This is a genomic window from Nonomuraea sp. NPDC050310, assembly GCF_040655795.1.
Lineage (GTDB): Bacteria > Actinomycetota > Actinomycetes > Streptosporangiales > Streptosporangiaceae > Nonomuraea.
This window is the reverse complement of the sequence record NZ_JBFAKP010000001.1, coordinates 562,400-586,024: the sequence shown is the minus strand read 5'-3', so window position 1 is coordinate 586,024 and position 23,625 is coordinate 562,400. Positions and strand designations below refer to the sequence as shown.

General features: G+C 72.0%; 25 protein-coding genes. 14 read left to right on the top strand and 11 right to left on the bottom strand.

Translation table 11 applies throughout. The features are described 5' to 3' along the window. The first annotated feature begins 81 nt into the window (after positions 1 to 81). Genes AB0I67_RS02905 through AB0I67_RS02865 form a run of 9 tightly spaced genes read left to right on the top strand, consistent with a single transcriptional unit; the run spans position 82 to position 8,026 of the window. On the top strand, positions 82 to 1,692 hold the full coding sequence (locus AB0I67_RS02905) for a TIGR04028 family ABC transporter substrate-binding protein (RefSeq protein ID WP_357916592.1): 1,611 nt from the start codon (positions 82 to 84) through the stop codon (positions 1,690 to 1,692). Further along, positions 1,689 to 2,576 carry an ABC transporter permease gene (locus AB0I67_RS02900; RefSeq protein ID WP_357916590.1) on the top strand — a complete coding sequence of 296 codons (888 nt, stop codon included), beginning with the start codon at positions 1,689 to 1,691 and terminating at the stop codon, positions 2,574 to 2,576. Before AB0I67_RS02905 ends, AB0I67_RS02900 begins: the two co-directional genes overlap by 4 nt. Continuing rightward, entirely contained in the window at positions 2,573 to 3,340 is a 768-nt protein-coding gene (locus AB0I67_RS02895; RefSeq protein WP_357916587.1) for an ABC transporter permease, read from the top strand. The genes AB0I67_RS02900 and AB0I67_RS02895 overlap by 4 nt, the downstream gene beginning before the upstream one ends. After that, entirely contained in the window at positions 3,337 to 4,839 is a 1,503-nt protein-coding gene (locus AB0I67_RS02890) for an ABC transporter ATP-binding protein (protein WP_357916584.1), read from the top strand. The genes AB0I67_RS02895 and AB0I67_RS02890 overlap by 4 nt, the downstream gene beginning before the upstream one ends. Beyond that, positions 4,836 to 5,828, top strand: a complete 993-nt coding sequence (locus AB0I67_RS02885) for a putative FMN-dependent luciferase-like monooxygenase (RefSeq protein ID WP_357916582.1) — start codon at positions 4,836 to 4,838, stop codon at positions 5,826 to 5,828. Before AB0I67_RS02890 ends, AB0I67_RS02885 begins: the two co-directional genes overlap by 4 nt. Then, positions 5,825 to 6,364, top strand: a complete 540-nt coding sequence (locus tag AB0I67_RS02880; protein ID WP_357916579.1) for a CMD domain protein — start codon at positions 5,825 to 5,827, stop codon at positions 6,362 to 6,364. The genes AB0I67_RS02885 and AB0I67_RS02880 overlap by 4 nt, the downstream gene beginning before the upstream one ends. Further along, complete coding sequence (locus tag AB0I67_RS02875; protein WP_357916576.1) at positions 6,361 to 6,906, top strand: alkylhydroperoxidase domain protein; 546 nt, start codon at positions 6,361 to 6,363, stop codon at positions 6,904 to 6,906. Before AB0I67_RS02880 ends, AB0I67_RS02875 begins: the two co-directional genes overlap by 4 nt. Further along, the gene (locus AB0I67_RS02870) at positions 6,903 to 7,511 is read left to right on the top strand and encodes a VOC family protein (RefSeq protein WP_357916573.1); all 609 of its coding nucleotides are present in this window, start codon (positions 6,903 to 6,905) and stop codon (positions 7,509 to 7,511) included. The genes AB0I67_RS02875 and AB0I67_RS02870 overlap by 4 nt, the downstream gene beginning before the upstream one ends. After that, positions 7,508 to 8,026: an OsmC family protein gene (locus AB0I67_RS02865; RefSeq protein WP_357916570.1), complete on the top strand. Its 519-nt coding sequence runs from the start codon at positions 7,508 to 7,510 to the stop codon at positions 8,024 to 8,026. The genes AB0I67_RS02870 and AB0I67_RS02865 overlap by 4 nt, the downstream gene beginning before the upstream one ends. Positions 8,027 to 8,042: 16 nt before the next feature. Here the strand turns inward: AB0I67_RS02865 and purE are convergent, their stop codons facing one another. Both purE and AB0I67_RS02855 read right to left on the bottom strand, forming a co-directional pair. Then, complete coding sequence (purE, locus tag AB0I67_RS02860; RefSeq protein ID WP_357916567.1) at positions 8,043 to 8,540, bottom strand: 5-(carboxyamino)imidazole ribonucleotide mutase; 498 nt, start codon at positions 8,538 to 8,540, stop codon at positions 8,043 to 8,045. After that, positions 8,537 to 9,670 (bottom strand): 5-(carboxyamino)imidazole ribonucleotide synthase, encoded by a 1,134-nt coding sequence (locus AB0I67_RS02855; protein ID WP_357916564.1) that lies wholly within the window; start codon positions 9,668 to 9,670, stop codon positions 8,537 to 8,539. Before AB0I67_RS02855 ends, purE begins: the two co-directional genes overlap by 4 nt. 212 nt (positions 9,671 to 9,882) lie before the next feature. Here AB0I67_RS02855 and AB0I67_RS02850 point away from each other — a divergent pair, with 212 nt between their 5' ends. Beyond that, positions 9,883 to 10,359, top strand: coding sequence for a GtrA family protein (locus tag AB0I67_RS02850; RefSeq protein ID WP_357916561.1), 477 nt, complete (start codon positions 9,883 to 9,885; stop codon positions 10,357 to 10,359). Here AB0I67_RS02850 and AB0I67_RS02845 read toward each other — a convergent pair. The 8 genes from AB0I67_RS02845 to AB0I67_RS02810 form a co-directional block, all read right to left on the bottom strand. Further along, the gene (locus AB0I67_RS02845) at positions 10,343 to 11,620 is read right to left on the bottom strand and encodes an ATP-binding protein (protein WP_357916558.1); all 1,278 of its coding nucleotides are present in this window, start codon (positions 11,618 to 11,620) and stop codon (positions 10,343 to 10,345) included. The two genes, AB0I67_RS02850 and AB0I67_RS02845, sit on opposite strands and share 17 nt — an antisense overlap. A gap of 3 nt (positions 11,621 to 11,623) precedes the next feature. After that, entirely contained in the window at positions 11,624 to 12,292 is a 669-nt protein-coding gene (locus AB0I67_RS02840) for a response regulator transcription factor (protein WP_084963617.1), read from the bottom strand. Between the two features lie 220 nt (positions 12,293 to 12,512). After that, on the bottom strand, positions 12,513 to 12,995 hold the full coding sequence (gene bfr, locus AB0I67_RS02835; protein WP_357916555.1) for a bacterioferritin: 483 nt from the start codon (positions 12,993 to 12,995) through the stop codon (positions 12,513 to 12,515). 17 nt (positions 12,996 to 13,012) lie between these two features. Further along, positions 13,013 to 13,195 carry a (2Fe-2S)-binding protein gene (locus tag AB0I67_RS02830; RefSeq protein ID WP_357916552.1) on the bottom strand — a complete coding sequence of 61 codons (183 nt, stop codon included), beginning with the start codon at positions 13,193 to 13,195 and terminating at the stop codon, positions 13,013 to 13,015. Positions 13,196 to 13,353: 158 nt separating this feature from the next. Then, the gene (locus AB0I67_RS02825) at positions 13,354 to 14,439 is read right to left on the bottom strand and encodes an S-(hydroxymethyl)mycothiol dehydrogenase (protein WP_357916549.1); all 1,086 of its coding nucleotides are present in this window, start codon (positions 14,437 to 14,439) and stop codon (positions 13,354 to 13,356) included. 33 nt (positions 14,440 to 14,472) lie between these two features. Beyond that, the gene (locus AB0I67_RS02820) at positions 14,473 to 15,417 is read right to left on the bottom strand and encodes an adenylate cyclase regulatory domain-containing protein (protein ID WP_357916546.1); all 945 of its coding nucleotides are present in this window, start codon (positions 15,415 to 15,417) and stop codon (positions 14,473 to 14,475) included. Beyond that, positions 15,410 to 15,925, bottom strand: coding sequence for a PH domain-containing protein (locus AB0I67_RS02815; protein WP_357916543.1), 516 nt, complete (start codon positions 15,923 to 15,925; stop codon positions 15,410 to 15,412). Before AB0I67_RS02815 ends, AB0I67_RS02820 begins: the two co-directional genes overlap by 8 nt. 9 nt (positions 15,926 to 15,934) lie before the next feature. After that, positions 15,935 to 16,777 carry a biotin--[acetyl-CoA-carboxylase] ligase gene (locus tag AB0I67_RS02810; protein WP_357916540.1) on the bottom strand — a complete coding sequence of 281 codons (843 nt, stop codon included), beginning with the start codon at positions 16,775 to 16,777 and terminating at the stop codon, positions 15,935 to 15,937. Positions 16,778 to 16,867: 90 nt separating this feature from the next. On the opposite strand from AB0I67_RS02810, the gene AB0I67_RS02805 reads away from it, so the two are divergent. Together AB0I67_RS02805 and fdhD are read left to right on the top strand one after the other, a co-directional pair. Continuing rightward, positions 16,868 to 19,078: an FdhF/YdeP family oxidoreductase gene (locus AB0I67_RS02805; RefSeq protein ID WP_357916537.1), complete on the top strand. Its 2,211-nt coding sequence runs from the start codon at positions 16,868 to 16,870 to the stop codon at positions 19,076 to 19,078. Continuing rightward, positions 19,075 to 19,947, top strand: a complete 873-nt coding sequence (fdhD, locus tag AB0I67_RS02800; protein ID WP_357916534.1) for a formate dehydrogenase accessory sulfurtransferase FdhD — start codon at positions 19,075 to 19,077, stop codon at positions 19,945 to 19,947. The genes AB0I67_RS02805 and fdhD overlap by 4 nt, the downstream gene beginning before the upstream one ends. On the opposite strand, the gene AB0I67_RS02795 is transcribed toward fdhD, so the two are convergent. Continuing rightward, positions 19,917 to 21,041 carry an ROK family transcriptional regulator gene (locus tag AB0I67_RS02795; RefSeq protein WP_357916531.1) on the bottom strand — a complete coding sequence of 375 codons (1,125 nt, stop codon included), beginning with the start codon at positions 21,039 to 21,041 and terminating at the stop codon, positions 19,917 to 19,919. The two genes, fdhD and AB0I67_RS02795, sit on opposite strands and share 31 nt — an antisense overlap. 43 nt (positions 21,042 to 21,084) lie before the next feature. On the opposite strand from AB0I67_RS02795, the gene xylA reads away from it, so the two are divergent. Then, positions 21,085 to 22,239, top strand: a complete 1,155-nt coding sequence (xylA, locus tag AB0I67_RS02790) for a xylose isomerase (RefSeq protein ID WP_357916528.1) — start codon at positions 21,085 to 21,087, stop codon at positions 22,237 to 22,239. After that, positions 22,236 to 23,612, top strand: coding sequence for a xylulokinase (gene xylB, locus AB0I67_RS02785; protein ID WP_357916526.1), 1,377 nt, complete (start codon positions 22,236 to 22,238; stop codon positions 23,610 to 23,612). The genes xylA and xylB overlap by 4 nt, the downstream gene beginning before the upstream one ends. Positions 23,613 to 23,625 lie beyond the last annotated feature (13 nt).

Below are 23,625 nucleotides of genomic sequence, written 5' to 3'. Positions count from 1 at the left end.
CGGGACGGAGGCCGAGGCATTCCCGACTATACAAGTAGGATATGGTGGGATTGAGTCGAGCCTGTGAGGAGCTGTTCCCCCATGTCTGTTTCGCGATCCCTAGTTGTCCTCGTCGCCATGGGCCTGCTCAGCGCCTGCGGCACGGCCACCCAAGCCCAGCCCGGCACCCCGAGACCAACAGGCAGCCCGGTGTACGGCGGCACCCTGACCTACCTGGAACACCAGCCCCCCACCTGCCTGTACCTCCCGGCCGCCGGTTTCTATCCCAACGGCGGCCTGCTCAACCAGCTCACCGACAAGCTGACCTGGCAGAACCCCGACACCTTGGAGATCGAGCCCTGGATCGCCACGAAGTGGGAGGTGAACGCCGACGCCACGGAGTACACCTTCCACCTGCGCGACGGCGTGACCTTCTCCGACGGCTCCCCCCTGGACGCCGCCGCCGTGGCGGCGAACTTCGACGTCTACGGCAAGGGCAGCGAGACGCTGAAGCTCCCCCCGGCCGAGTTCGTGAACAACTACGACCGCAGCGAGGTCATCGACCCCAGGACGGTCCGGTTCCACTTCTCCAAGCCCTCCCCGGGCTTCCTCCAGGGCACGTCGGTCATCGGCGCGGGCCTGGTCTCGAAGAAGACGATCAGCCTGCCGTACGAGGAGCAGTGCCAGCTCAAGAACGTCATCGGCTCCGGCCCGTTCACGGTGGCCGGCCAGATCGTGGACAAGCAGATCGACCTGGCCGCCCGCAAGGACTACGACTGGGCCCCGCCGAGCAGCAAGCACCAGGGCCGCGCCTACCTGGACAAGATCCAGATCATCGTCACCCCGGAGGACAGCGTCCGGGTGGGCGCGCTGACGTCGGGTCAGGCCGACTTCGTGCGCTACGTCCAGGCGTACGACGAGCAGACGGTCGAGAAGGCCGGTTTCCGGATCTACGCCGAGCCGACCAGGGGCGTCAACAACGGCCTGTACCTGCGTCCGGCCAACAGCATCCTGAAGGACCTCAAGGTCCGCCAGGCGCTCCAGCGGGGCACGGACGCCAAGGAGGTCGTCGCCACCCTGTTCACCAAGAGCTACCCGCAGGCCACCAGCGTGCTGAGCAAGCTGGCGACCGGCTACGTCGACCTGTCGAAGGAGCTGGCCTACGACCTCGACGGCGCGAAGAGGCTGCTGGACGAGGCCGGCTGGACGCCGGGCCCGGACGGGGTCCGGGTCAAGGACGGCCGCCGGCTGGAGCTGGGCGTGTTCGTGGCCGGCCCGCAGCCGCTGTCGAAGCAGACCCTCGAACTGATCGCCCAGCAGTGGACCAAGCTCGGCGTGAAGCTGGAGATCCGCCCCGCGGACGCCGGCACGCTGGCCGTGGACATCAAGGACGCGGAGAAGACCGCGGTCAACCACTCGATGGTCGGCCGCGCCGACCCCGACGTGATCAAGAGCCACTTCCACACCAAGAACCGTGACGTCATCCTGTCGAACGACGCCCGGCTGGAGCGCCTGCTGGAGGAGCAGTCGGCCCTGGCCGATCCCGCCAAGCGCGCGGCGAAGGTCGGCGAGATCCAGCGCTACGTGATCGAGCAGGCCTACGCGATCCCGCTGTTCGAGGAGCCCCAGGTGTACGGCGGAGCCCCGAACGTGCACGGGGTCGACTTCGAGGCCGTGGCCAGGCCCACGTTCTACTCGGTCTGGAAGTCGTGAGAGCCCGCTACCTCGCGGGCAGGACGGGACAGGCGGCCCTGGTCCTGTGGGCCGCCTTCACCGTGGCCTACCTGCTGCTCCAAGCCCTGCCCGGCGACTCCATCCTGATCAAGTTCCAGAACCCCGAGCTGGGCCTGTCCCCCGAGCAGATCGCCGAGATCCGGCGGTTCTACGACGCGGGCGGCTACCTGCACACGCTCCTCGGCTTCCTGCGCGGCGACTTCGGCTACTCGGTCGAGACCGGCACCCCGGTGATCGAGCGCCTGGCCGAGGGCCTGCCGGAGACCGCGAAGCTGGCCGGGCCGGCCTTCCTGCTCGCCCTCGTGCTGGCCGTGGTGATCGCGTTCAGCGCGCGCGGGTTCCTGCGGGCGCTGCCGCCGCTGTTCGTCTCGGTGCCGGTGTTCTGGCTGGGCATCGTGCTCATCCAGGTCTTCTCCTTCCAGCTCAAGCTGGTCCCGGTGATCGGCGGCACCCCGGCGCAGCAGCTCCTGTTGCCGGTGGTGACGCTGGCGATCCCGATCGCCGCGCCGATCGCGCAGGTGCTCGGCCGCAGCATCGACCAGACGTTGCGGCAGCCGTTCATCCAGGTCGTCGCGGCGAAGGGCGCCTCGCGGCGGTGGATACTCCACCGGCACGTGGCGCGCAACGCCCTGCTGCCCACGCTGACCATCGCGGGCCTGACCTTCGGCGAGCTGATCGCCGGGTCGGTGGTCACCGAGACGGTCTTCGGCCGCAACGGCATCGGCCGGCTCACCGAGCAGTCGGTCAACGCGCAGGACACCCCGGTCCTGCTGGCCATCGTGGTGCTGGCCACCTGCGTCTTCGTCCTGGTCAACCTGGTCGTCGATCTGCTCTATCCCGTGCTCGATCCGAGGCTGGCATGAAGGTCCTCTCCTGGGCGGTCGTCGCCCTCGTCCTGCTCTGGGCCCTGCTGCCCGGTCTGTTCGCCGGGCAGGACCCGCTCAACGGCGTGCCCGCGGACAAGCTGCAGCCGCCGAGCGTGGCGCACTGGTTCGGCACCGACGCGGTGGGGCGCGACCTGTTCGCCCGCGTGGTGCACGGGTCGGTGCACTCGCTGTCCGGCGCGGCCGTCGCCGTGGGCGTCGGGCTGGTCGCCGGCACGTTGCTCGGCCTGCTGGCCGGGTCGGCCGGCGGGGTGCTGGACGCGGCGGTGATGCGCTTCGCGGACGTCCTGCTCGCCGTACCCGGGCTGCTGCTGGCGCTGGTCGTGATCATCCTGCTCGGCCCAGGCACGGTGAACGTGGCCATCGCGGTCGGGGTCGGCTCGATCGCCGCCTTCGCCCGCGTGACCCGCGCCGAGGTGGTCAAGACCCGCCGGTCCGACTACGTCGAGGCCGCCTTCGGCAGCGGCGGCGGCTTCGCCTCGGTGCTCTGGCGGCACATCCTGCCCAACTCCTTCGGCCCGGTGATCGCGCTGGCCGCGCTGCAGTTCGGGGTGGCCATCCTGGCCATCTCGACGCTCGGCTTCCTCGGGTACGGCGCGGAGCCGCCCACGCCGGAGTGGGGGCTGCTGATCTCCGAGGGCCGCAACTACCTGGCCACCTCGTGGTGGCTGACCACCCTGCCCGGCCTGGTCGTGGTCGCGGTCGTGCTGGCCGCCGGCCGGCTGGCGAAGGAGATCCGATGAGCCTGCTCCAGGTCCGTGACCTCAAGATCCAGTACGGCAGGCGCGAGGTCGTGCACGGCATCTCCTTCGACCTCGACCCCGGCGAGGTGCTGGCGGTCGTCGGCGAGTCCGGCTCGGGCAAGACCACCACCGCCAACGCGCTCATCGGCCTGCACCCCGCCTCCGGCGGCCGGATCCTGCTCGACGGCGCCGACATCGCCGGGTACGGGGAGAAGGCCTGGCGGTCCGTCCGCGGCACCCAGATCGGCCTCATCCCCCAGGATCCGATCACCTCCCTCAACCCGGTCAAGACCATCGGCGCCCAGCTCGGCGAGGTGTTCCACCTGCACAAGCGCAAGGGCGAGGTGCTCGACCTGCTGGAGCGGGTCGGCCTGTCCGACCCGGAGCTGCGCGCGAAGCAGTACCCGCACCAGCTCTCCGGCGGCATGCGCCAGCGGGTCCTGATCGCCGCCGCCATCGCGCTCAAGCCGCGTCTGATCATCGCCGACGAGCCCACCAGCGCCCTTGACGTCACCGTCCAGCGCCGCATCCTGGATCTCATCGACGACCTGCGCCAGGAGTACGGGACGGCGGTCCTGCTGGTCACCCACGACCTGGGGGTGGCAGCCGGCCGCTCCGACCGGCTGGTGGTGATGAAGGACGGCCGCATCGAGGAGCAGGGCCCGACCCCGGCGGTGCTGGCCGAGCCGCGTGCCGCCTACACGGCCCGGCTGCTGGCCGACGCCCCCGCGCTGTCCGGCCGCGACTTCCGCGAGGAGCCCGCGGCGGGCCCAGCCGCGATCGTCGTCACGGACCTGGTGAAGGAGTTCGGCCGGGTCCGGGCGGTGGACGGGGTGTCCTTCGAGGTCCGCCGCGGCACCACCCACGCGCTGGTCGGCGAGTCCGGCTCGGGCAAGACCACGACCGCGCGCATGATCGTGCGCTTCGAGAAGCCCACCGGCGGCACGGTCGAGCTCCCGGGGGCCGGGCCGGACTTCCGGCGGCACGTGCAGCTCGTCCACCAGAACCCCTACAGCTCGCTCGACCCCCGGCAGAGGATCGCCGACATCGTCGAGGAGCCGCTGCGCAACTTCCGGCTCGGCGACCGGGCGGCTCGCCGTACCAGGGTGAAGGAGCTGGTCGAGCGGGTCGCGCTGCCCGCCGACGTGCTCACCAGGCGGCCCCGCGAGCTGTCCGGCGGGCAGCGCCAGCGGGTGGCCATCGCCCGCGCGCTGGCCGTCGGGCCGCAGGTGCTCGTGCTGGACGAGGCGGTCTCCGCTCTCGACGTCAGCGTGCAGGCGCAGATCCTCGACCTGCTCGCCGAGCTGCAGCGCGACCTCGGCCTGACCTACCTGTTCATCACGCACGACCTGGCCGTCGTGCGGCAGATCTCGCACACCGTTTCCGTCATGAACAAGGGACGCATCGTGGAATTCGGAACCACCTCGCGGGTCTTCCAGGACCCGCAGGACGACTACACCCGTGAGCTGCTGGCCGCGGTCCCGGTGAGGGCCGCATGACCAGGCGCCTCGGCTTCTTCACCCGCCTGCTGGACGACGCGCCGGCCGGCGAGCGCTACCGACTGGCCGCCGAGCAGATCGAGCACGCCGAGCGGCTCGGCTTCGACAGCGCCTGGGTCGCCCAGCACCACTTCGACGGCGGCGAGGGCGGCCTGCCCGCGCCGCTGGTCTTCCTGAGCCACGTGGCCGCGCGCACCAGCCGGATCCGGCTGGGCACCGGCATCATCACGCTGCCGCTGGAGCAGCCGGTGCGGGTGGCCGAGGACACCGCGGTGCTGGACCTGCTGTCCGGCGGCCGGCTGGAGGTGGGGGTCGGCGGCGGAGGCACGCCGACGAGCTTCGCCGCCTTCGGCGTCGACAACGCGCGCCGTGCCGAGGTGTACGCCGAGCACCTCGCGGTGCTGGTCGACGCCTGGTCGGGCGGCGACCTGGGCGGCGGCAACCGGCTCTATCCGGCGGCGCCGCGGCTGCTGGAGTCGGTGTGGGAGGCGACCTTCTCGGTCTCGGGCGGCGAGCGCGCCGGGCGGGCGGGCAACGGGCTGATGTTGTCGCGCACCCAGCCGCGCGCGCCCGGCGTGAGCCTGGCCGAGGTGCAGCAGCCGATCGTGGACGCCTACCACGCCAACCTCCCGGCGGGCGTGCCGCCGCGCATCGTGGCCTCCCGCACCGCCTTCGTCGCCGACAGCCGGGAGGAGGCGCTGCGCCACGCCGAGCTGGGCCTGAGCCGGGCGGTGGCCGGCTGGCCGGTGCCGGACGGTGGCGGGGTGGACCAGCTCGTCGCCGCCTGGGACGCGCACGTGGGCACGCCGGAGGAGGTCGTCGCCTCGCTGAGCGCCGACCCGGTCCTGGAGCACGTCACCGACCTGGTCTTCCAGGTGCACTCCATCGACCCGCCCCACCCCCTGATCCTTCGCTCCATCGAGCTGCTGGCGACCGAGGTCGCCCCCGCGCTCGGCTGGACCCCTTCGACCACCTTGAGCAGGACATGAGCATCGACGTCATCGACCACCTCGCCGGCATCGCGCCCGGCTCGGCCCTGGACGAGCTGCGCCGCCGCCGGCCGCGGACCCGCGAGTACGCCCAGCGCAGCTACGAGGCGCTGTTCGGGCAGGCCCGGCCCGACCTGCTGGCGCTGGCCGCGTTCGTCGCCACGCTGCACGAGCAGCCGGCCGTCGCCCGCTTCTACGCCGAGCGGCTCGACCCCGGCCTGGCCGAGTCGATCAGGGCCGAGGCGGAGGCGGCCCGCACCACCGGACCGTACGGCGCCTACCGCGAGCCCGAACTGGCCGCCGAGAACGTGCTCGGCCCGGTCTACCAGGCCGCCGGTCCCTTCGGGGAGCGGATGAACGCCGCCTTCACCCACGCCCACCTGCTCGTCCTGCGCCCGCGCGAGGCCTCGCCCGAGGCGCTGGAGGCGCTGGCCAAGGCGGGCTGGAGCACCGACGAGATCGTCACCGTCGCCCAGCTCGTGGCCTTCCTGGCCTTCCAGATCCGGGTGATCAGCGCGCTGAGAGGACTCCGATGACCGCCTTCACCCAGGACTCGCTCGGCTGGAGCCCGTGGCTCGAACCGCTGGCCGAGGAGGAGCTGACCGCGGCCCACCTCGAAGCGCTCGTCGACCGGGCGCGGGCGGCTTCGCCGTACTTCCGGTTGCTGGCCCGGGATCCGGGCATCCTGCACGCGCGCACACAGACCGACCTCGACGTCTTCTACAACGCCGACGGCGGCCTGCCGCGGGCCGAGCGCGAGCTGGCCGCGACCGCGGTCTCGCGGGTCAACGGCTGCGTGTTCTGCGCCTCGGTGCACTCCCGCTTCGCCACCCACCACTCCAAGCGGCACGACGACGTCCAGCGCCTGCTCGACGAGGGCGTCGAGGGCCCGCAGGAGCCACGGTGGCGGGCGATCATCGACGCGGCGGCGGCCCTCACCGCCACCCCGCCCAGCTTCGACCCGGCGCCGCTGCGCGAGGCCGGGCTCGACGACCTGGCCATCGCCGACCTCGTCCACGCGGCGGCCTTCTTCAACTGGGCCAACCGGCTCATGCTTTCCCTGGGAGAACCCTCATGACCGTGCTCGACCACCTCGTCTACGCCGTTCCCGACCTGGAGGCCGGGGTCGCCGCCTTCACGCGGCTCACCGGCGTCGCGCCGGTCAAGGGCGGCGCGCATCCCGGCGGCACCGCCAACTACCTGGTCGGCCTCGGTTCCGGCGCCTACCTGGAGATCATCGGCCCGGACCCCGAGCAGGACGAGCGCCCGCGCGCCTTCGGCCTGGAGACGCTGGCCGAGCCCCGGCTGGCCGGCTGGGCGGTGCGCACCACCGAGATCGACGACCTGGTCGCCCGCGCCCGCGCGGCCGGGTACGACCCCGGCGAGGTCAGCCCGCTGTCCCGCCGCAAGCCGGACGGCACCCTGCTGGAGTGGCGGCTGACCCGGATCGACAACCCCGAGGCGGTACGGCTGGCGCCGTTCGTGATCGACTGGGGCGCGACCACGCACCCGTCCGAGGGCCTGCCCCAGCTCGAACTGGTCGCGCTGAGCGGCACCCACCCCGAACCGGCGAAGATCGAGGCAGCGCTCCACGCCCTCGGCGCGAAGCTCGACGTGGCCGCCGGCGAGCCCGCGCTCGAAGCGGCGCTGCACACCCCGAACGGCCTGGTGACGTTGCGATGAGCAGCCTGCGCGAGTACCTCGCCCACAAGCGCGAAGCCCTGCTGGCCCGCCGCGCGGCTCCCGGCCCGGGCACGCCCGTCCGGCTCCACGCGCAGGTCACCGCCGAAGGCCGGAGCGGCGTGCGGCGGATCCGGATCCGCGACTTCCAGATCCTCAGCGACAGCGCCACCGACTTCGCCGGCTACGACCTCGGCCCCGGCTCCCCCGAGCTGCAGGCCGGGGTGCTCGGGAGCTGCGTGACGCACATCTTCCTGATCAAGGCGGCCGAGCTGGAGATCCCGCTCGACTCGCTCGCCGTCGAGGTCGAGGCGGAGTACGACCCGCGGGCGCAGGGCGGCGACGACCCGTCGATCCCGAAGAACCCCTACGACTTCCGCTACGAGGTACGGCTCGCCTCCCCTGCCTCCGACGAGGACCTGGCCCGGTTGCAGGCCGAGGTCGAGCGGGTCTGCCCGATCCTCAACCTGATCCGCAATCCGGTGACGGTCAAGGGCTCGCTCGTCCGGGCCGCCTGACCCGGCGCGGGGGCCGCTAGCCCAGCTCGGCGGCCTCCGCGCGCAACCTCTCGCCCTTGGCGTAGGCCTGCTCGCGCAGCTCGTCCTGGAAGCGCACCATCTTCTCGCGCAGCTCCGGGTCGGCCGCCGCCAGGATCCGTACGGCCAGCAACCCCGCGTTTCGGGCGCCCCCGATGGCGACGGTCGCCACCGGCACCCCCGCCGGCATCTGCACGATCGACATCAGCGAGTCCATGCCGTCGAGGTACTTCAGCGGCACCGGCACCCCGATGACCGGCAGCGGGGTCACGCTGGCCAGCATGCCTGGCAGGTGCGCCGCGCCGCCCGCCCCGGCGATGATGACCCGCACGCCGCGGCCGGCGGCCTGCCTGCCGTACTCGATCATCTCGGTGGGCATGCGGTGCGCGGAGACGACGTCGGCCTCGAACGGCACGCCGAACTCGGCGAGCGCCTCGGCGGCCAGCCGCATCACCGGCCAGTCGGAGTCGCTGCCCATGACGATGCCGACGCTCATGTGTACTCCCCGGTGGTGAGGTAGACGGCCGCGTGCCGGGCCTTGGCGCGCACGGTGTCGAGGTCGTCGCCGAGCGCGGTGACGTGCCCGATCTTGCGGCCCGGCCGGACTTCCTTGCCGTAGAAGTGCACCTTGACCGCGGGGTCGTGGGCCATGACGTGCTCGTAGCGGGCGAAGATGTCCGGATCGTCGCCGCCGAGCAGGTTGGCCATCACCACCCAGCGCGCGGTCGGCCGGGGCGAGCCCAGCGGCAGGTCGAGCACGGCCCGCAGGTGCTGCTCGAACTGCGAGGTGCGGGCGCCCTCGATGGTCCAGTGGCCGGAGTTGTGCGGGCGCATGGCCAGCTCGTTGACCAGCAGGCCCTGCTCGGTCTCGAACATCTCGACGGCCAGCAGCCCGGTCACGCCGAGCTCGTTGGCGATCTTGAGCGCGATGCGCTGGGCCTGGGCGGCGTCCTCGGGGTCGAGGCCAGGCGCGGGCGCGATCACCTCGACGCAGATGCCGTCCTCCTGGACGGTCTCCACGACCGGGTAGCTCACCCCCTGGCCGTGCGGGGACCTGGCGACCAGCACCGCGAGCTCGCGCTGGAAGGGCACGAACGCCTCGGCCATCAGCTCGACGCCGTGGCCGAGCACCTCCTCGGCGGCCTTGCGCGTGCGCACGACCCACACCCCGCGGCCGTCGTAACCGCCCCGCACCGCCTTGAGCACGACCGGCCAGCCGTGCTCGTCGGCGAACCGGGTCACGTCCTCGATGCCGGAGATCCGGGTCCACGCCGGACAGGGCGCCCCGATGGCGGTGAGCCGCTCCCGCATGACCGCCTTGTCCTGCGCGTGGACCAGGGCCTCGGCGCCGGGATGGATCTCGACGCCCTCGGCGGCCAGCGCGGCGATGTGCTCGGTCGGCACGTGCTCGTGGTCGAAGGTGACCGCGTCGCAGCCCTTGGCGAACTCCTGCAGCGTGGCGAGGTCTCGGTAGTCTCCGAGTCGCGTGTCGACGATCACGCGGGCCGCGCTCTCGTCGTGGGAGTTGGCGAGAACGCGCAGTTCGACGCCCAGGGCGATGGCGGGGGGCTGCGTCATCCGGGCCAGTTGGCCTGCGCCGACGATGCCGACAACGGGGTTGCTCACGTGCAGTGAGCATACTTGACCCGCTCACCCGGCATTTTCCCGCGCCCACCCTGGGGCTTTCCGCCCCTGGAGCGGACAAGTCGGGTTATTTCCGTTCTTGGGGAGATATTGCGGGGAGCACTCTTTACACCGGCCTCGACCCCGACCCTCCGGCATGGCCGGTACGCTGAGGTGGTCGTGCCCTCTTGACCAGGAAGGACCGTGCGAGGACCGTGCAGTTCCTGAAACGCGCCTACCACCGGTTCACCGACCTGGTCCACGAGCTCGCCAAGTTCGGCACCATCGGGGCCATCGCCTTCGTGCTCGACCTGGGCCTGTTCAACCTGCTCAACGTGGTCATGGGCATCGGCGTGCTGTCGTCGAAGGTGGGCGCCGCCGTCGTCGCGACCACCTTCGCCTACCTCGGCAACCGGTACTGGACCTTCCGGCACCGCGAGCAGTCCGGCCTGGGCCGCGAGTACTTCCTGTTCTTCCTGCTCAACGGCATCGGGCTGCTGATCAGCCTGCTGGTGCTCGGCTTCACCGAGTACACGCTGAAGCTGAGCGACCCGATCAGCACGAACGTGGCCAACCTCATCGGGGTGGGGCTCGGGACCCTGTTCCGCTACTGGAGTTACAAGCGGTGGGTCTTCCTGGAGGCCACCGAGCCCATCCCGACGGAGCTGCCGGCGATCAAGCAGGACCGCTGACCACCCGGTTACGGGCGTTGTCGACGGCCGGGCGGAGGAACAACGCGAACGCGGCCGGGCGCCGCCGTACCAGCTCCAGCCGGCCGCCGTCGGCGGCGGCCAGCGCGCGGGCCAGGGTCAGCCCCAGACCGGTGCCGCCCCGCCCGCTGACATTGCGTTCGAAGACCTTCGGAGCCAGCTCGTCGGCGATGCCGGGCCCCTGGTCGGCCACCTCGATCACCACGTAGGTGTCGCTCTTGCTGGTGGTGACCACGGTCGCGCCCCCGCCGTGGCGGAGGGAGTTCTCCAGCAGCGTGGCGATGACCTGGCCGAATCCGCCCTCGGTGGCCAGGGCGCGCAGCCCGCGGTCGCCCTCCAGCAGAAGCTGACGGCCGGCGCGGCGGAAGGCGGGTTCCCACTCGGTGACCTGCTGGATGAGGATCTCGTCCACCGACATGGGCTCGGCCTGCGCGTGCCGCTGGCGGCGGGCGGCGGCCAGCAGTTCGTCGATGACCGCGGTGAGCCGTTCGGCCTGCACGATCGCGGCCTCGCCCTCCTCGCGTACGGTCGCCGGCTCGTTGGAGGCGGCGACGATCTCCTCCAGCCGCATGGTGAGGCCGGTGAGCGGGGTGCGGAGCTGGTGCGAGGCGTCCGTGGCGAACTCGCGTTCCCTGGTCAGCAGGTCGGAGATGCGAGAGGCGCTGCGGTCGAGCACCTCGGCGACCCGGTCGAGCTCGGGGATGCCGTAGCGGTGTTTGCTGGGCCGGGCGTCGCCCGAACCCAGCCGCTCGGCGATCTTGGCCAGGTCGCGCAGGGGCAGGGTCAGCCGGCGGGACTGGACGATGGCCAGCCCCACCGCGACGGCCAGGGCCGCGGCCGCCAGGGCCACGATGAGGAGCAGGCGCGCGTGCACGTCCTGCTCGACCTCGCCGCGGTCGCGGGTGACGCGGACGTAGACCCCGTCGTCGGATCTGGCGTCCTCCCACATGGCGTGGTCGGCCGCCACCTCACTACCGACGATGATGGCCTTCGGCGGATTGCCGGTGGTGTAGATCTGGATGTAACGGTCAGGGTAGTTCTGCTCGATCTGCTGTGGATCGATGGGGGTTTCCTGGATCTGCGCGTATCCCACCTCCTGAACAAGGCGATTGGCCTCGCCCTGGAGTTCAGCGGCCGCCTCGTCGACGATCAGGCGGCTTACCACCACGCCCAGGGGGACCCCCAGCAGGAGCACCGCGATGACCGCGACGACCAGAGTGGAGGAGAGCAGGCGACGCCGCATCGCCTACTCGCGCTCGAACCTGAAGCCGACTCCCCGGACGGTGGTGATGTAACGGGGCTTGGCGGCGTCGTCGCCCAGCTTGCGGCGAAGCCACGAGATGTGCATGTCGAGGGTCTTGGTGGATCCCCACCAGTTGGTGTCCCACACCTCCCGCATGATCTGCTCGCGGGTGACCACCTTGCCCGCGTCGCGCACGAGGACGCGCAGCAGGTCGAACTCCTTGGTGGTCAGGTGGAGCTCCTTGTCGCCCATCCAGGCGCGGCGCGAGTCGGCGTCGATGCGCACGCCCTGGACCACGGGGGTCTCGGAGGTGCCGCGCCGCAGCAGCGCCCGGACGCGGGCGAGGAGTTCGGCCAGACGGAATGGTTTGGTCACGTAGTCGTCGGCGCCGGCATCGAGGCCGACGACGGTGTCGACCTCGTCGACGCGGGCGGTGAGGATCAGCACCGGGGTGCCGTGCCCTTCGGCGCGGATCCGGCGAGCGACCTCAAGTCCATCCATCTCGGGCAGGCCGAGGTCGAGGACGATGAGGTCTATCCCGCCCGAAAGGGCCCGCTCCAGGGCCTGTGGGCCGTCGGGGGTGACCTCGACCTGGTATCCCTCGCGGCGCAGGGCGCGTGCGAGCGGCTCCGAGATCGAGGCGTCATCCTCGGCGAGAAGTACGCTGGTCATGAAGCGATCGTAGGACCTTAAGCGATCGTTTCCCGGCCACAGCGCGCGGTTTGACTTGTCGTTGACCTATCCATTGACCTGGGCAAACGCAGATAAATGTCGGTTAGTCGGGGTTAAATAACCGCGAACTCCGTCAGGATCGGGGATTCTTTCCGTATCGCAAAAGCGACACGCCCACCGGATAGTCATTCGGCGGGCGTGTCGCAGGAATTCAGGGCGTCTAGTCGGCCGACGGGGGCTCGGCGTAGCGCGCCAGGTAGAGCTGCTCGCCGAGGCTCTGGATGAGGGAGAGCTCGGTCTCGAGGTAGTCGATGTGGTGCTCCTCGTCGGCGAGGATGTCCTCGAAGATGCGGGCGGAGGTGCTGTCGCCCTTCTCGCGCATGAGCTGGATCGCCGGGCGCAGCCGCTGCACCACGCTCATCTCGACCTCGAGGTCGGCGCGGAGCTGCTCCTCGACCGTCTGCCCGATGTGCAGCGTGCCGAGTCGCTGGTAGTTGGGCAGACCCTCCAGGAAGAGGATGCGGTCGGTCAGCGTCTCGGCGTGCCGCATCTCGTCGATGGATTCGGCGCGGGTGTGTGCCGCGAGCTTGGTGTAGCCCCAGTTCTCCTGCATCTTGGCGTGGAGGAAGTACTGGTTGATCGCGGTGAGCTCCGCGGTGAGCTGCTCGTTGAGCAACTCGATGATCTGCTTGTCGCCCTGCATTGAACGGGCCCCTCGTACTATGCGGTCGGAATCAGGTCGTCGGACCGCTTCAGGATCGCACAGATCTTGCGCACGCAAGAGGCACAGTCGGCACCGGCGCCGGTGGTGTCGCGGATCTGCTTGGCAGAGCGCGCACCGGCCGTGATGCAGTCGTGGACCTCGTTCTCGGTCACAGCACGACAGATGCAGACGTACGCCACGGGGGAGAGCCTCTCGAAGTGATAGGTAAGGCACACCTAAGATAGCTCACTTTGGTAAGGCTTGCCTATGTGTCGTGCGACACAGGCATGAACCTCTCAGGACAGGACATTCCACCCCGCGGTTTGGTTACTCTCCGTCGATTGCTGGGTACGGCGCGCTAGAAGACCACCACCGAGCGGAGCACCTCGCCGCGATGCATCTTGGCGAAGGCCTCCTCCACCTGATCCAGGGCGATCGTCTCGGAGACGAACCGGTCCAGCGGCAGCCGCCGCTGCAGGAACAGGTCGATCAGCATCGGGAAGTCCCGGGAGGGCAGGCAGTCGCCGTACCACGAGGACTTGAGCGACCCGCCGCGTCCGAACACGTCCAGCAGCGGCAGCTCCAGCGTCATCTCCGGCGTCGGCACGCCGACGAGTACGACCGTCCCGGCCAGGTCACGGGCGTAGAAGGCCTGCTTGTAGGTCTCGACCCGGCCGACCGCCTCGATCACCACGTCCGCGCCGAACCCTCCGGTCAGCTCGCGGATCGCCTCCACCGCGTCGCGCTCGGCGGAGTTCACCACGTCGGTCGCGCCGAAGTCGCGCGCCCAGGCCAGCTTGCGGTCGTCCACGTCGACGGCGATGATCCGCGACGCGCCGGCCAGCGAGGCGCCGAGAACCGCCGCGTCGCCCACGCCGCCGCAGCCGATCACCGCGACCGTGTCGCCGCGCGTCACCGCCCCGGTGTTGAGCGCGGCGCCCAGCCCCGCCATGACGCCGCAGCCGAGCAGACCGGCCACCTCGGCCGGCGCCTGGGGCGCGACCTTGGTGCACTGCCCCGCCGCCACCAGCGTCTTCTCGGCGAAGGCGCCGATGCCCAGCGCGGGCGAGAGCACGGTGCCGTCGGCGAGGGTCATCTTCTGGGCCGCGTTGTGCGTGGCGAAGCAGTACCACGGCCGGCCGCGCACGCACGCCCGGCACTGGCCGCAGACCGCGCGCCAGTTGAGGATCACGTAGTCGCCCGGCTCCAGGCCGGACACGCCGGGTCCGACCGCCTCGACGACGCCCGCGGCCTCGTGGCCGAGCAGGAAGGGGAAGTCGTCGTTGATGCCGCCTTCCCGGTAGTGCAGGTCCGTGTGGCACACGCCGCAGGCCTTGACCTGGACGACCGCCTCACCCGGACCGGGGTCGGGGACGAGCACGGTCTCCAGGGAGACGGCCTCGCCCTTGCCACGTGCGATGACACCTTGGACTTCGTACGGCATGCCCCACATCGTGAGCAGGCGGCCTGATCACCGTCAAGAGCGCAGCAGGTAGGGCTGCACCGGGCCGAGCCCCGCGACCGTGCGCCTGCGCAGCCGGCGGGTCCGCTCGGGCGCGACGTGCCGGGCCAGGGCCTGGTCGATCAGGACGGTCCCGGGCCGGGCCAGCCCGGTCAGCCGGGAGGCGAGGTTGACCGTGGTGCCGAACACGTCGCCCATCATGGGCACCACCGGCCCGTAGGCCAGGCCGATGCGGAGCTCCGGCCTCACCAGGTCGAGGGCGACCGCGGCGGCGACCTGAGCGGTCGGCGCGGTGAACAGCACCTCGTCGCCGAGCGTCTTGACCAGCCGGGCGCCGTGCCCGGCGATGACGTCGGCGGCGCGCGACTCGAAGCCCTCGACCAGCTCGGCCAGCTCGCGCTCGTCCAGTTCGCGGGCGCGGCTGGTGAAGGAGACCAGATCGGCGAAGCCCACGGCGAGGGTGGCGCGGGTCGGGGCGGCCTCGTCGGTCAGGTCGGCGAGGGCCAGCAACCGGCTGCCCGCGGCGCCGAGCTGGGCCCGCCAGACGTGCACGAGCAACTGCTCCAGATCGGGCAGGAGCCGGCCGGCGGCCTCCATGACCCGGGTGAGCTCCTCGTCGGAGGGCGGGCCGTCGCCGGGCAACATCGCGCCGATCACGATCTCGGCCTGCCACTGGGCCAGGCGGGCGGTGGTCTGGCCGAGTGCCCTGGCCATCCGGATCGCGCTCTCCGCGTCCAGCAGCCCGCCGTCGAGCAGCGTGCGGACGACGCCCAGCGCGTCCACGTCGGCGTCGGTGAAGGCGACCGTGTCGTCGGGCAGCGTCGCGAAACCCAGCGCCCGCCACAACCGCGCCGCCAGCTCGCCGGACACCCCGGCCGCCGCGGCCACCTCGGCGCGGGTGTGCCGGGCCCGCTGGCCGGCGAACAGCCGCTCGATCTGCTCGGCGGTCGGCCTAGACATGCTCGTCGACGTCACCGTCCGAGGCGTCCTCGACCAGGCGGAACAGCTCGGCGCGCACTTCCTGGATCTGCGGGATGTCCTTGAGGATCATCTGCCCCTTCTCCGAGGCCGACTCGACGGTCAGGGTGCCGCAGCCCAGCATGCGCTCGACGATGGTCTGGTCGGAGCTGACCGTGTTGACCTTGGTCATCGGGATCTCGTCCGTCGACTTGTTGAGCACCCCGGTGCTGATGCTGAAGCGGTGCGTGGTCAGCACGTACCCGGTGTTCTTCCACTGCAGGTACGGGACGAACGACCAGATGGTGATGAGGATCAGCGCGAGCGCGCCGATGGCGAGCCGGGCGTAGGTGGCGTACTCCCAGTCGCCCGGGACGAAGTAGAGGCCGGCACCGCTGGCCAGGGCCAGCACGACGAGGGCGGTGAACGGCCCGAGCAGCCGCTTCCAGTGCGGGTGGAACGAGCGCAGCCGCCGCTCGCCCTGCGTGAGATGGTGGTCGGGGAGTGTCATGGCCAAAGGCTAGTGCGCGGCACGCACGTGGACCACGTCTCCCGCGCTCAGGGTGTGTTGCTCGTCCACGACCAAGTGCCCGTTGCGGTCGACGCCGGTCGCGGTGCCCTTCAGCAGCCGCTCGCCGGGCAGCTCGACCCGGATCTCCTCGCCGATGGTGGCGCTGATCGCCTGGTAGGCGGCGCGCAGCCCGCAGCGGTCGGCGTCGCCGTCCGCCTCGCACCAGTCGCGGTAGTGCGTCTCGATCTCGCGCAGGATGTCGCGCAGCAGCGGGTCGCGGTCGAGCCCGCCGGTGCGCTCGTGGTCGGCGGCGGTGCGCCCGGCCGTCTCGATGGCCAGCGAGGTGGCGCCCGGCACGGGGATCTCGTCCGCGCGCAGCGACACGTTGAGGCCCATGCCGACGACCACCGCGCCGTCGCTGCGCTCGGCCAGGATGCCGGCCAGCTTGCGCTCGCCGACCAGCAGGTCGTTGGGCCACTTCAGGCGCACGTCCAGCTCTGCCAGCCGGCGGACGGCCGAGGCCGCGGCGACGCCGAACAGCAGCGGGAGCCAGCCCTGGCGCTGCACCGGCACCCGGGGCCGCAGCAGCACCGAGAAGGTCAGCCCCGAGCGCGGCGGCGCGTTCCACGGGCGGCCGAGCCGTCCCCGGCCGGCGTACTGCGTCTCGGCCACCAGCACGGCGCCCTCCGGCGCGCCGGCTCGGGCGGTCTGGGCCAGGTCGGCGTTGGTCGAGCCGGTGCGGTCCACGACGGACAGGGCGGTCCACAGGCTGCCGGGGCGCACCAGCGCGCGGCTCAGCGCCTGCTGGGACAGCGGCGGCCGATCGAGGTCGGTGTATCGAGAGTCGGACACGTCGTCCCATCGCGGTGGTGAAGGTTGGTCTGGGACCACTGTACGGAAGGGCGGCTGTGCCCGTCCGAGCAGACGAGAGAAGATGGCCGGATGAGCAAGCGTCTCGACCCCCGCAACTGGGCCTCCTGGCGGCCGTTCGGTCTCGGCCTGCGCAAGCCGAACAACTACCTGGAGCTCTGGAAGGCCTTCAAGGCGGTCAAGGGCGAGCGCCGGTTCGCCTGGCGCATCCTCAACCAGGGCACCTGCGACGGCTGCGCGCTCGGCACGCAGGGCATGCGGGACTGGACGATGGACGAGATCCACCTGTGCAACATCCGGCTCCGGCTGCTGCCGCTCAACACCATGCCCGCGCTGGATCACCGGCTGCTGGGCGAGGTGTCCGCGCTGGCCGGGAAGAAGTCCGCCGAGCTGCGGGAGCTGGGACGCCTGCCGTACCCGATGCTGCGCAGGAAGGGCGAGGCGGGGTTCACCCGGATCGGGTGGGACCAGGCGTTGCGGCTGGCGGCCGAGGCGATGCGCGCGGCCGGCGGGTCGCGGTTCGGGGCGTATCTGACCAGCCGCGGGATGCCGAACGAGAACTACTTCGCCGCGCAGAAGGCGGTGCGGGCGATGGGCACCAACAGCATCGACAACGCCGCGCGCATCTGCCACTCCCCCTCGACCGTCGCGCTCAAGCAGACGATCGGCGCGGCGGCCACGACCTGCTCCTACACCGACTGGATCGGCTCCGATGTGATCGTCTTCATCGGCTCGAACCCGTCGAACAACCAGCCGGTCGCGATGAAGTACCTCTACCACGCCAAGAAGGCCGGCACCCGGATCGTGATGGTCAACAGCTACCGCGAGCCCGGCATGGAGAAGTACTGGGTGCCCTCCAACGCCGAGTCCGCGCTGTTCGGCACGAAGATCACCGACGAGTTCTTCGGCGTCAACGTCGGCGGCGACCTGGGCTTCCTCAACGGCGTGCTCAAGCACCTCATCGAGAACGACTGGCTCGACCAGGCCTTCCTCGACGCCCGGACCTCCGGTTTCGAGGAGGTACGGCGGAGCGTCGAGGCCATGGAGTGGGCCGAGCTGGAGGCGCTGTCCGGCTCGACGCGCGAGCAGATGTACCGCCTGGCCAAGCTGCTCGGCGAGGCGAGGACCGGCGTGCTGGTCTGGTCGATGGGCATCACGCAGCACACCTTCGGCGAGGACAACGTGCGCGCGATCGTCAACTTGGCGATGGCGCGCGGTTTCGTGGGCCGCGACAGGTGCGGGCTGATGCCCATCCGCGGGCACAGCGGCGTGCAGGGCGGCGCGGAGATGGGCGCCTACGCCACCGGCCTGCCCGGCGGCCTGCCGATCACCCCGGAGAACGCGGCCCGCTTCAGCGAGCTGTGGGGTTTCGAGGTGCCGGACGAGCCCGGGCGGACCGCGACCGAGATGATCGACGCCGCGCACGCCGGCGAGCTGGACGTGCTGATCTCCAGCGGCGGCAACTTCCTGGAGGTGCTGCCCGACCCCGCCTACTGCCGGGAGGCGCTGTCGCGGCTGAAGCTGCGGGTGCACATCGACATCGTGCTCTCCTCGCAGATGCTCGTCCCGGCCGACGGCGACGTGCTGCTGCTGCCCGCGCAGACGCGGTACGAGATGGCCGGGGGCGTCACCGAGACCTCGACCGAGCGGCGCATCATCTTCTCCCCCGAGGTCCAGGGCCGGCGGATCGGCGAGGCGTGGCCGGAGTGGAAGATCTTCGGCGAGCTCGCGGCGCTGGTGAACCCGGCGGCCGACGTCCGCTACACCGGCACCCCGGCGATCCGCTCCGACATCGAGAAGGCGGTCCCCTTCTACGCGGGCATCGCGGGGCTGGCTCGCTTCGGTGACAACGTGCAGTACGGCGGGCGCCACCTGTTCGCCGACGGGCGGTTCCAGACGCCCGACGGGCTGGCCCGCCTGTCCCCGGTCCGGCTGCCCCGGCTGGAGCGCCCCGACGGCGGCTTCGCGGTGGCGACGCGGCGGGGCAAGCAGTTCAACAGCATGGTCCACGAGCGGCGCGACGGCTTCAACGGCGCCACCCGGGAGGCGGTGCTGATCAGCGCGCACGACGCCGACCGGCTCGGGCTGCCCGACGGGGCGCCGGTCGAGCTCACCTCGCCGTCCGGGGTCTTCGCCGGCAAGGTGCTGCGGGCGCCGATCATGCCGGGGAACCTCCAGGTGCACTGGCCCGAGGGGAACGTCCTGCTGGACGAGGCCCGGCGCTCGCCGGACGCCAAGATCCCGGACTACAACGCCGTCGTCACCCTCCGCAGGCTGCCGTGAGCGCGGGCCGCGGGATTCCGGAGCGGGCCGGGGAGGTGGTCCGGCCGGGGCCCAGCACGCCGGTGCGGGTGCGGACCCTGACCGGCAAGGAGGTGCGGGACCGGCGGGACGACCTGGCCACCGAGGAGCCGCTGGAGATCCGGCTCGCCTCCGGCGCCGACCGCCGGACCGTCGCGATCACCATGCGCACGCCGGGCCACGACTTCGAGCTGGCCGCCGGCTTCCTGCACGGCGAGGGCCTGGTCCCGAGGGACGGGATCGACACCATCGGCTACTGCACCGACGAGGACGTGGCCCCCGAGGCGCGCTACAACACGGTGACCGTCCGGGTGAGCGGCCCGCTGCCCGACCTGCCCACGCTCGACCGGCACTTCCTGACCTCCAGCGCCTGCGGGGTGTGCGGCTCGGCCAGCCTCGACGCCCTGCGCGACCGCTGCTCGGCGCTGCCCGCGGACGGGGTCACGGTCACCGCCGAGACGCTGTACTCGCTGCCCGGCCGGCTGCGCCAGGCGCAGGGCGTCTTCGGCAAGACCGGCGGCCTGCACGCGGCCGGGCTGTTCACCCCGGACGGCGACCTGGTCGCGGTGCGCGAGGACGTGGGACGGCACAACGCGGTGGACAAGCTGGTGGGCTGGGCGGCGCTCGGCGGGCGGCTGCCGCTGGCCGGGCACCTGCTCATGGTCAGCGGGCGGACCAGCTACGAGATCATGCAGAAGGCGCTGGCCGCGGGCGTGCCCGTGGTCTGCGCGGTGTCCGCGCCCTCCTCGCTGGCGGTGGAGCTGGCCAGGGAGTTCGGGCTCACGCTCGTCGGGTTCCTGCGTGAGGAGCGCTGCAACCTCTACGCGGGCGCCGAGCGGGTGAAGGCGTAGGGGTCGGAGAGCACCCTCCTGATCACCTGACCGGCCGCGCCCAGGACCGCCGCGTCGGCGCCCAGGCGCGAGCGGATCAGCGGGGGCGGCGTGGCACGCAGGCCGCCCAGCCGTCCGGCCATGGCCTCGGCGGCCGGGGGCGCGAGCCAGGGGAACAGCGGGGCGAAGATGCCGCCGAGCACGATCCGGCCCGGGTCGAGCAGGTGCACCGCCGAGCCCAGGACCAGGCCGAGGGCCTCGCCCGCCCGGGTGATCGCGCCGAGCCGCACGCCGGACTCCAGGCGGCTCACCAACTCGGCCACCGCGTCCTCTCCCGCGGCGGGCCCGACGAGGGCGTCCTGGCCGGCGTAGACCTCCAGGCAGCCGCGGGCGCCGCAGCGGCAGGGCGGCCCGGCGGGGTCCACGGCCACGTGGCCGAGCTCGCCGGCGAAGCCGTGACAGCCGCGGAAGAGCTCGCCGCCGACCACGATGCCGGCGCCGATGCCGATCTCCCCCGACACGTACAGGAAGTCGCGCTCGCGGGAGCCGAACCACAACTCCCCCAACGCGGCGAGGTTGGCCTCGTTGTCCACCTCCACCGGGCGGCCGAGATCCACGCGGACGTCGTGCCAGCCCAGGTGCGGGGCGTGCTGCAGGACGCCCTCGCGCACCGGTCCTGGTACGGCCAGGCCGGTGCCGGCGATCGTCAGCCCGGAGGCGGCGGCCTCCTCGGCGGCCAGCTCGGCCAGGGCGGCGAGGGTCTTGGCGGGGGTGGTGCCGCGGTTCGTGGCGGGGACCTTGCGGCTTCGCCGTACCGTGCCGGTGAGGTCGAGGACGCAGACGGCGAGGTAGTCGACGTTGACCTCCAGCCCGAGCGCGCCCACCCGGGCGCCGCTGAGCCGGACCGGCACGCCGGGACGCCCGCGCTCGCCGTCGCGGGCGGGGCCGGCCTCCTCGACGATGCCCGCCTCCAGGAGGTCGCCGACCAGCTTGGAGACGGTGGTCTTGGTCAGCCCGGTGAGCTCGCTGAGCGCGGCGCGGCTGAGCGGGCCGCCGCGCTGGACCTCGCCCAGGACGAGGGCGAGGTTGCGGGCGCGCATGCCGTCGTGTCGCACGGGTCTTGACGTTGCCACAGCTCTCATAGTTATTTAGTTCATTATGTGGACTAATCTTAGGCCGACCCCGGAAGACCGCTTCACCTTCGGCCTGTGGACCGTCGGCTGGCAGGCCCGCGACCCGTTCGGCGACGCCACCCGGGCGCCGCTCGACCCGGTGGAGAGCGTGCACCGGCTGGCCGAGCTGGGCGCCTACGGCGTGACCTTCCACGACGACGACCTGCTCGCTGTCGAGCCCGACCGCGAGCGCGCGATCGAGTCCTTCCGCAAGGCGCTGGCCGCGACCGGGCTCAAGGTGCCCATGGCGACCACCAACCTGTTCACCCACCCGGTCTTCAAGGACGGCGCGTTCACCAGCAACGACCGCGAGGTCCGGCGGTACGCGCTGCGCAAGGTGATGCGCAACCTCGACCTGGCCGCCTCGCTGGGCGCGACCACCTACGTCTGCTGGGGCGGGCGCGAGGGCTCGGAGTCGGACGCGGCCAAGGACGTGCGCGCCGCGCTCGACCGCTACAAGGAGGCGCTCGACCTGCTCTGCGCCTACGTCGTCGAGCAGGGCTACGAGATGCGCTTCGCGCTGGAGCCCAAGCCGAACGAGCCGCGCGGCGACATCCTGCTGCCGACGATCGGGCACGCGCTGGCCTTCATCGGCGGCCTGGAGCGCCCCGAGATGGTCGGCCTCAACCCCGAGGTCGGCCACGAGCAGATGGCCGGGCTCAACTTCGTGCACGGCATCGCCCAGGCGCTGTGGCACGGCAAGCTGTTCCACATCGACCTCAACGGCCAGACCGGCCCGCGCTACGACCAGGACTTCATCTTCGGCCACGGCGACCTGAAGAGCGCCTTCTTCCTGGTCGACCTGCTGGAGCACGGCGGCTACACCGGCCCGCGGCACTTCGACTACAAGCCGACGCGCACCGAGGACGCCCAGGACGTCTGGGACTCGGCCGCGGCCAACATGCGCACCTACCTGATCCTGCGCGAGAAGGCCCGCGCCTACCGCGCCGACCCCGCGGTGCAGGAGGCCCTGCGCGCCTCGCGCGTGGACGAGCTCGCCCAGCCCACCCTCGCGCCCGGCGAGAGCCTGGCCGACCTGGCCGGCGACGCCTTCGACCTGGACGCCGTGGCCGCGCGCGGCTTCCACTTCACCCGCCTCAACCAGCTTGCCCTGGAGCACCTGCTCGGAGTGCGGGGATGACCCTGGTCGCCGGGATCGACTCCTCCACCCAGAGCTGCAAGGTCGTCGTCCGGGACGCCGCCACCGGGCGGCTGGTACGGCAGGGCCGCGCCGCCCACCCGGAGGGCACCGAGGTGCACCCCCGGCACTGGTGGGCCGCCCTCCAGCAGGCGGTACGGCAGGCGGGCGGGCTCGGCGACGTGGCGATGGTCAGCGTGGCCGGGCAGCAGCACGGCATGGTCTGCCTCGACGCCGGCGGCGAGGTCGTCCGCGACGCGCTGCTCTGGAACGACACCCGCTCGGCCGGTGCCGCCGCGGACCTGGTGACCGAACTCGGCGGCCCCGAGGCCTGGGCGGAGGCGGTGGGCAGCGTGCCGGTGGCCGCCTTCACCGTGGCCAAACTGCGCTGGCTGGCCACGCACGAGCCGGACAACGCGGCACGGACCGCCGCGGTCTGCCTGCCGCACGACTGGCTGACCTGGCAGTTGGCCGGCTCGCTGGACGGAGGCGCCCGGTTGCCGATGGAGCGGCTGGTCACCGACCGGGGGGACGCCTCCGGCACCGGCTACTGGTCGCCGATCACCGGGGAGTACCGGCTCGACCTGCTGGAGCTGGCGCTGGGCCGGACCGCCCTGGTGCCCGAGGTGCGGCGGCTCGACGGGCCCATCGCGAGGCTGGCGGCCGGGACCGGCGACAACATGGCCGCCGCGCTGGGCGTGGGCGCGGGGCCGGGCGACGTGGTGGTGTCGATCGGCACCTCCGGCACCGCGTTCGCCGTGGCGGACCGGCCGGCCCGGGATCCCAGCGGCGCGGTGGCCGGGTTCGCCGACGCGACCGGGCGCTGGTTGCCGCTGGTGTGCACGCTCAACGCGGCCCGGGTGCTGGAGGCGGCGGCGCGGATGCTCGGCGTGAGCCTGGACGCGCTCGACGACCTGGCGTTGCGGGCCGAGCCCGGGGCCGGGGGGCTGGTGCTGGTGCCGTACCTGGAGGGTGAGCGCACGCCCAACCTGCCCGAGGCCACCGGGACCCTGCACGGGCTGACCCTGCGCACGGCCACCCCGGAGCACCTGGCCAGGGCGGCGGTCGAGGGGCTGCTGTGCCACCTGGCCGACGCCGTCGACGCGCTCGGCGTCGCGGAGCCGCGCCGGGTGCTGCTGGTCGGCGGCGGGGCGCGTTCGCGGGCGGTGCGGGAGCTGGCCCCCGCCGTCTTCGGGCGGCCGGTCGTGGTGCCGGAGCCGGGCGAGTACGTGGCCGACGGAGCGGCCCGCCAGGCGGCCTGGGCACTCGCGGGAGGCAGTGAGCCACCGGCCTGGGCGGCGGCGAAGGAGGAGGTGTTCGAGGCGCCCGCGCAGCCGGGGATCCGGGCTGGATACCGGGAAACTCTTCCGGGGTGACCAGGGCGAGATC

Excerpts from the sequence above, each read along its gene's own strand:
- AB0I67_RS02885 (WP_357916582.1), top strand. The coding sequence starts at position 4,836 with ATGACCAGGCGCCTCGGCTTCTTCACCCGCCTGCTGGACGACGCGCCG.
- AB0I67_RS02870 (WP_357916573.1), top strand. The coding sequence starts at position 6,903 with ATGACCGTGCTCGACCACCTCGTCTACGCCGTTCCCGACCTGGAGGCC.
- AB0I67_RS02895 (WP_357916587.1), top strand. The coding sequence starts at position 2,573 with ATGAAGGTCCTCTCCTGGGCGGTCGTCGCCCTCGTCCTGCTCTGGGCC.
- AB0I67_RS02905 (WP_357916592.1), top strand. The coding sequence starts at position 82 with ATGTCTGTTTCGCGATCCCTAGTTGTCCTCGTCGCCATGGGCCTGCTC.
- bfr (WP_357916555.1), bottom strand. The coding sequence starts at position 12,995 with ATGCAGGGCGACAAGCAGATCATCGAGTTGCTCAACGAGCAGCTCACC.
- AB0I67_RS02805 (WP_357916537.1), top strand. The coding sequence starts at position 16,868 with ATGAGCAAGCGTCTCGACCCCCGCAACTGGGCCTCCTGGCGGCCGTTC.
- AB0I67_RS02815 (WP_357916543.1), bottom strand. The coding sequence starts at position 15,925 with ATGACACTCCCCGACCACCATCTCACGCAGGGCGAGCGGCGGCTGCGC.
- AB0I67_RS02890 (WP_357916584.1), top strand. The coding sequence starts at position 3,337 with ATGAGCCTGCTCCAGGTCCGTGACCTCAAGATCCAGTACGGCAGGCGC.
- xylB (WP_357916526.1), top strand. The coding sequence starts at position 22,236 with ATGACCCTGGTCGCCGGGATCGACTCCTCCACCCAGAGCTGCAAGGTC.
- AB0I67_RS02825 (WP_357916549.1), bottom strand. The coding sequence starts at position 14,439 with ATGCCGTACGAAGTCCAAGGTGTCATCGCACGTGGCAAGGGCGAGGCC.
- AB0I67_RS02875 (WP_357916576.1), top strand. The coding sequence starts at position 6,361 with ATGACCGCCTTCACCCAGGACTCGCTCGGCTGGAGCCCGTGGCTCGAA.
- xylA (WP_357916528.1), top strand. The coding sequence starts at position 21,085 with ATGTGGACTAATCTTAGGCCGACCCCGGAAGACCGCTTCACCTTCGGC.
- AB0I67_RS02845 (WP_357916558.1), bottom strand. The coding sequence starts at position 11,620 with ATGCGGCGTCGCCTGCTCTCCTCCACTCTGGTCGTCGCGGTCATCGCG.
- AB0I67_RS02865 (WP_357916570.1), top strand. The coding sequence starts at position 7,508 with ATGAGCAGCCTGCGCGAGTACCTCGCCCACAAGCGCGAAGCCCTGCTG.
- purE (WP_357916567.1), bottom strand. The coding sequence starts at position 8,540 with ATGAGCGTCGGCATCGTCATGGGCAGCGACTCCGACTGGCCGGTGATG.
- AB0I67_RS02880 (WP_357916579.1), top strand. The coding sequence starts at position 5,825 with ATGAGCATCGACGTCATCGACCACCTCGCCGGCATCGCGCCCGGCTCG.
- AB0I67_RS02840 (WP_084963617.1), bottom strand. The coding sequence starts at position 12,292 with ATGACCAGCGTACTTCTCGCCGAGGATGACGCCTCGATCTCGGAGCCG.
- AB0I67_RS02820 (WP_357916546.1), bottom strand. The coding sequence starts at position 15,417 with ATGTCTAGGCCGACCGCCGAGCAGATCGAGCGGCTGTTCGCCGGCCAG.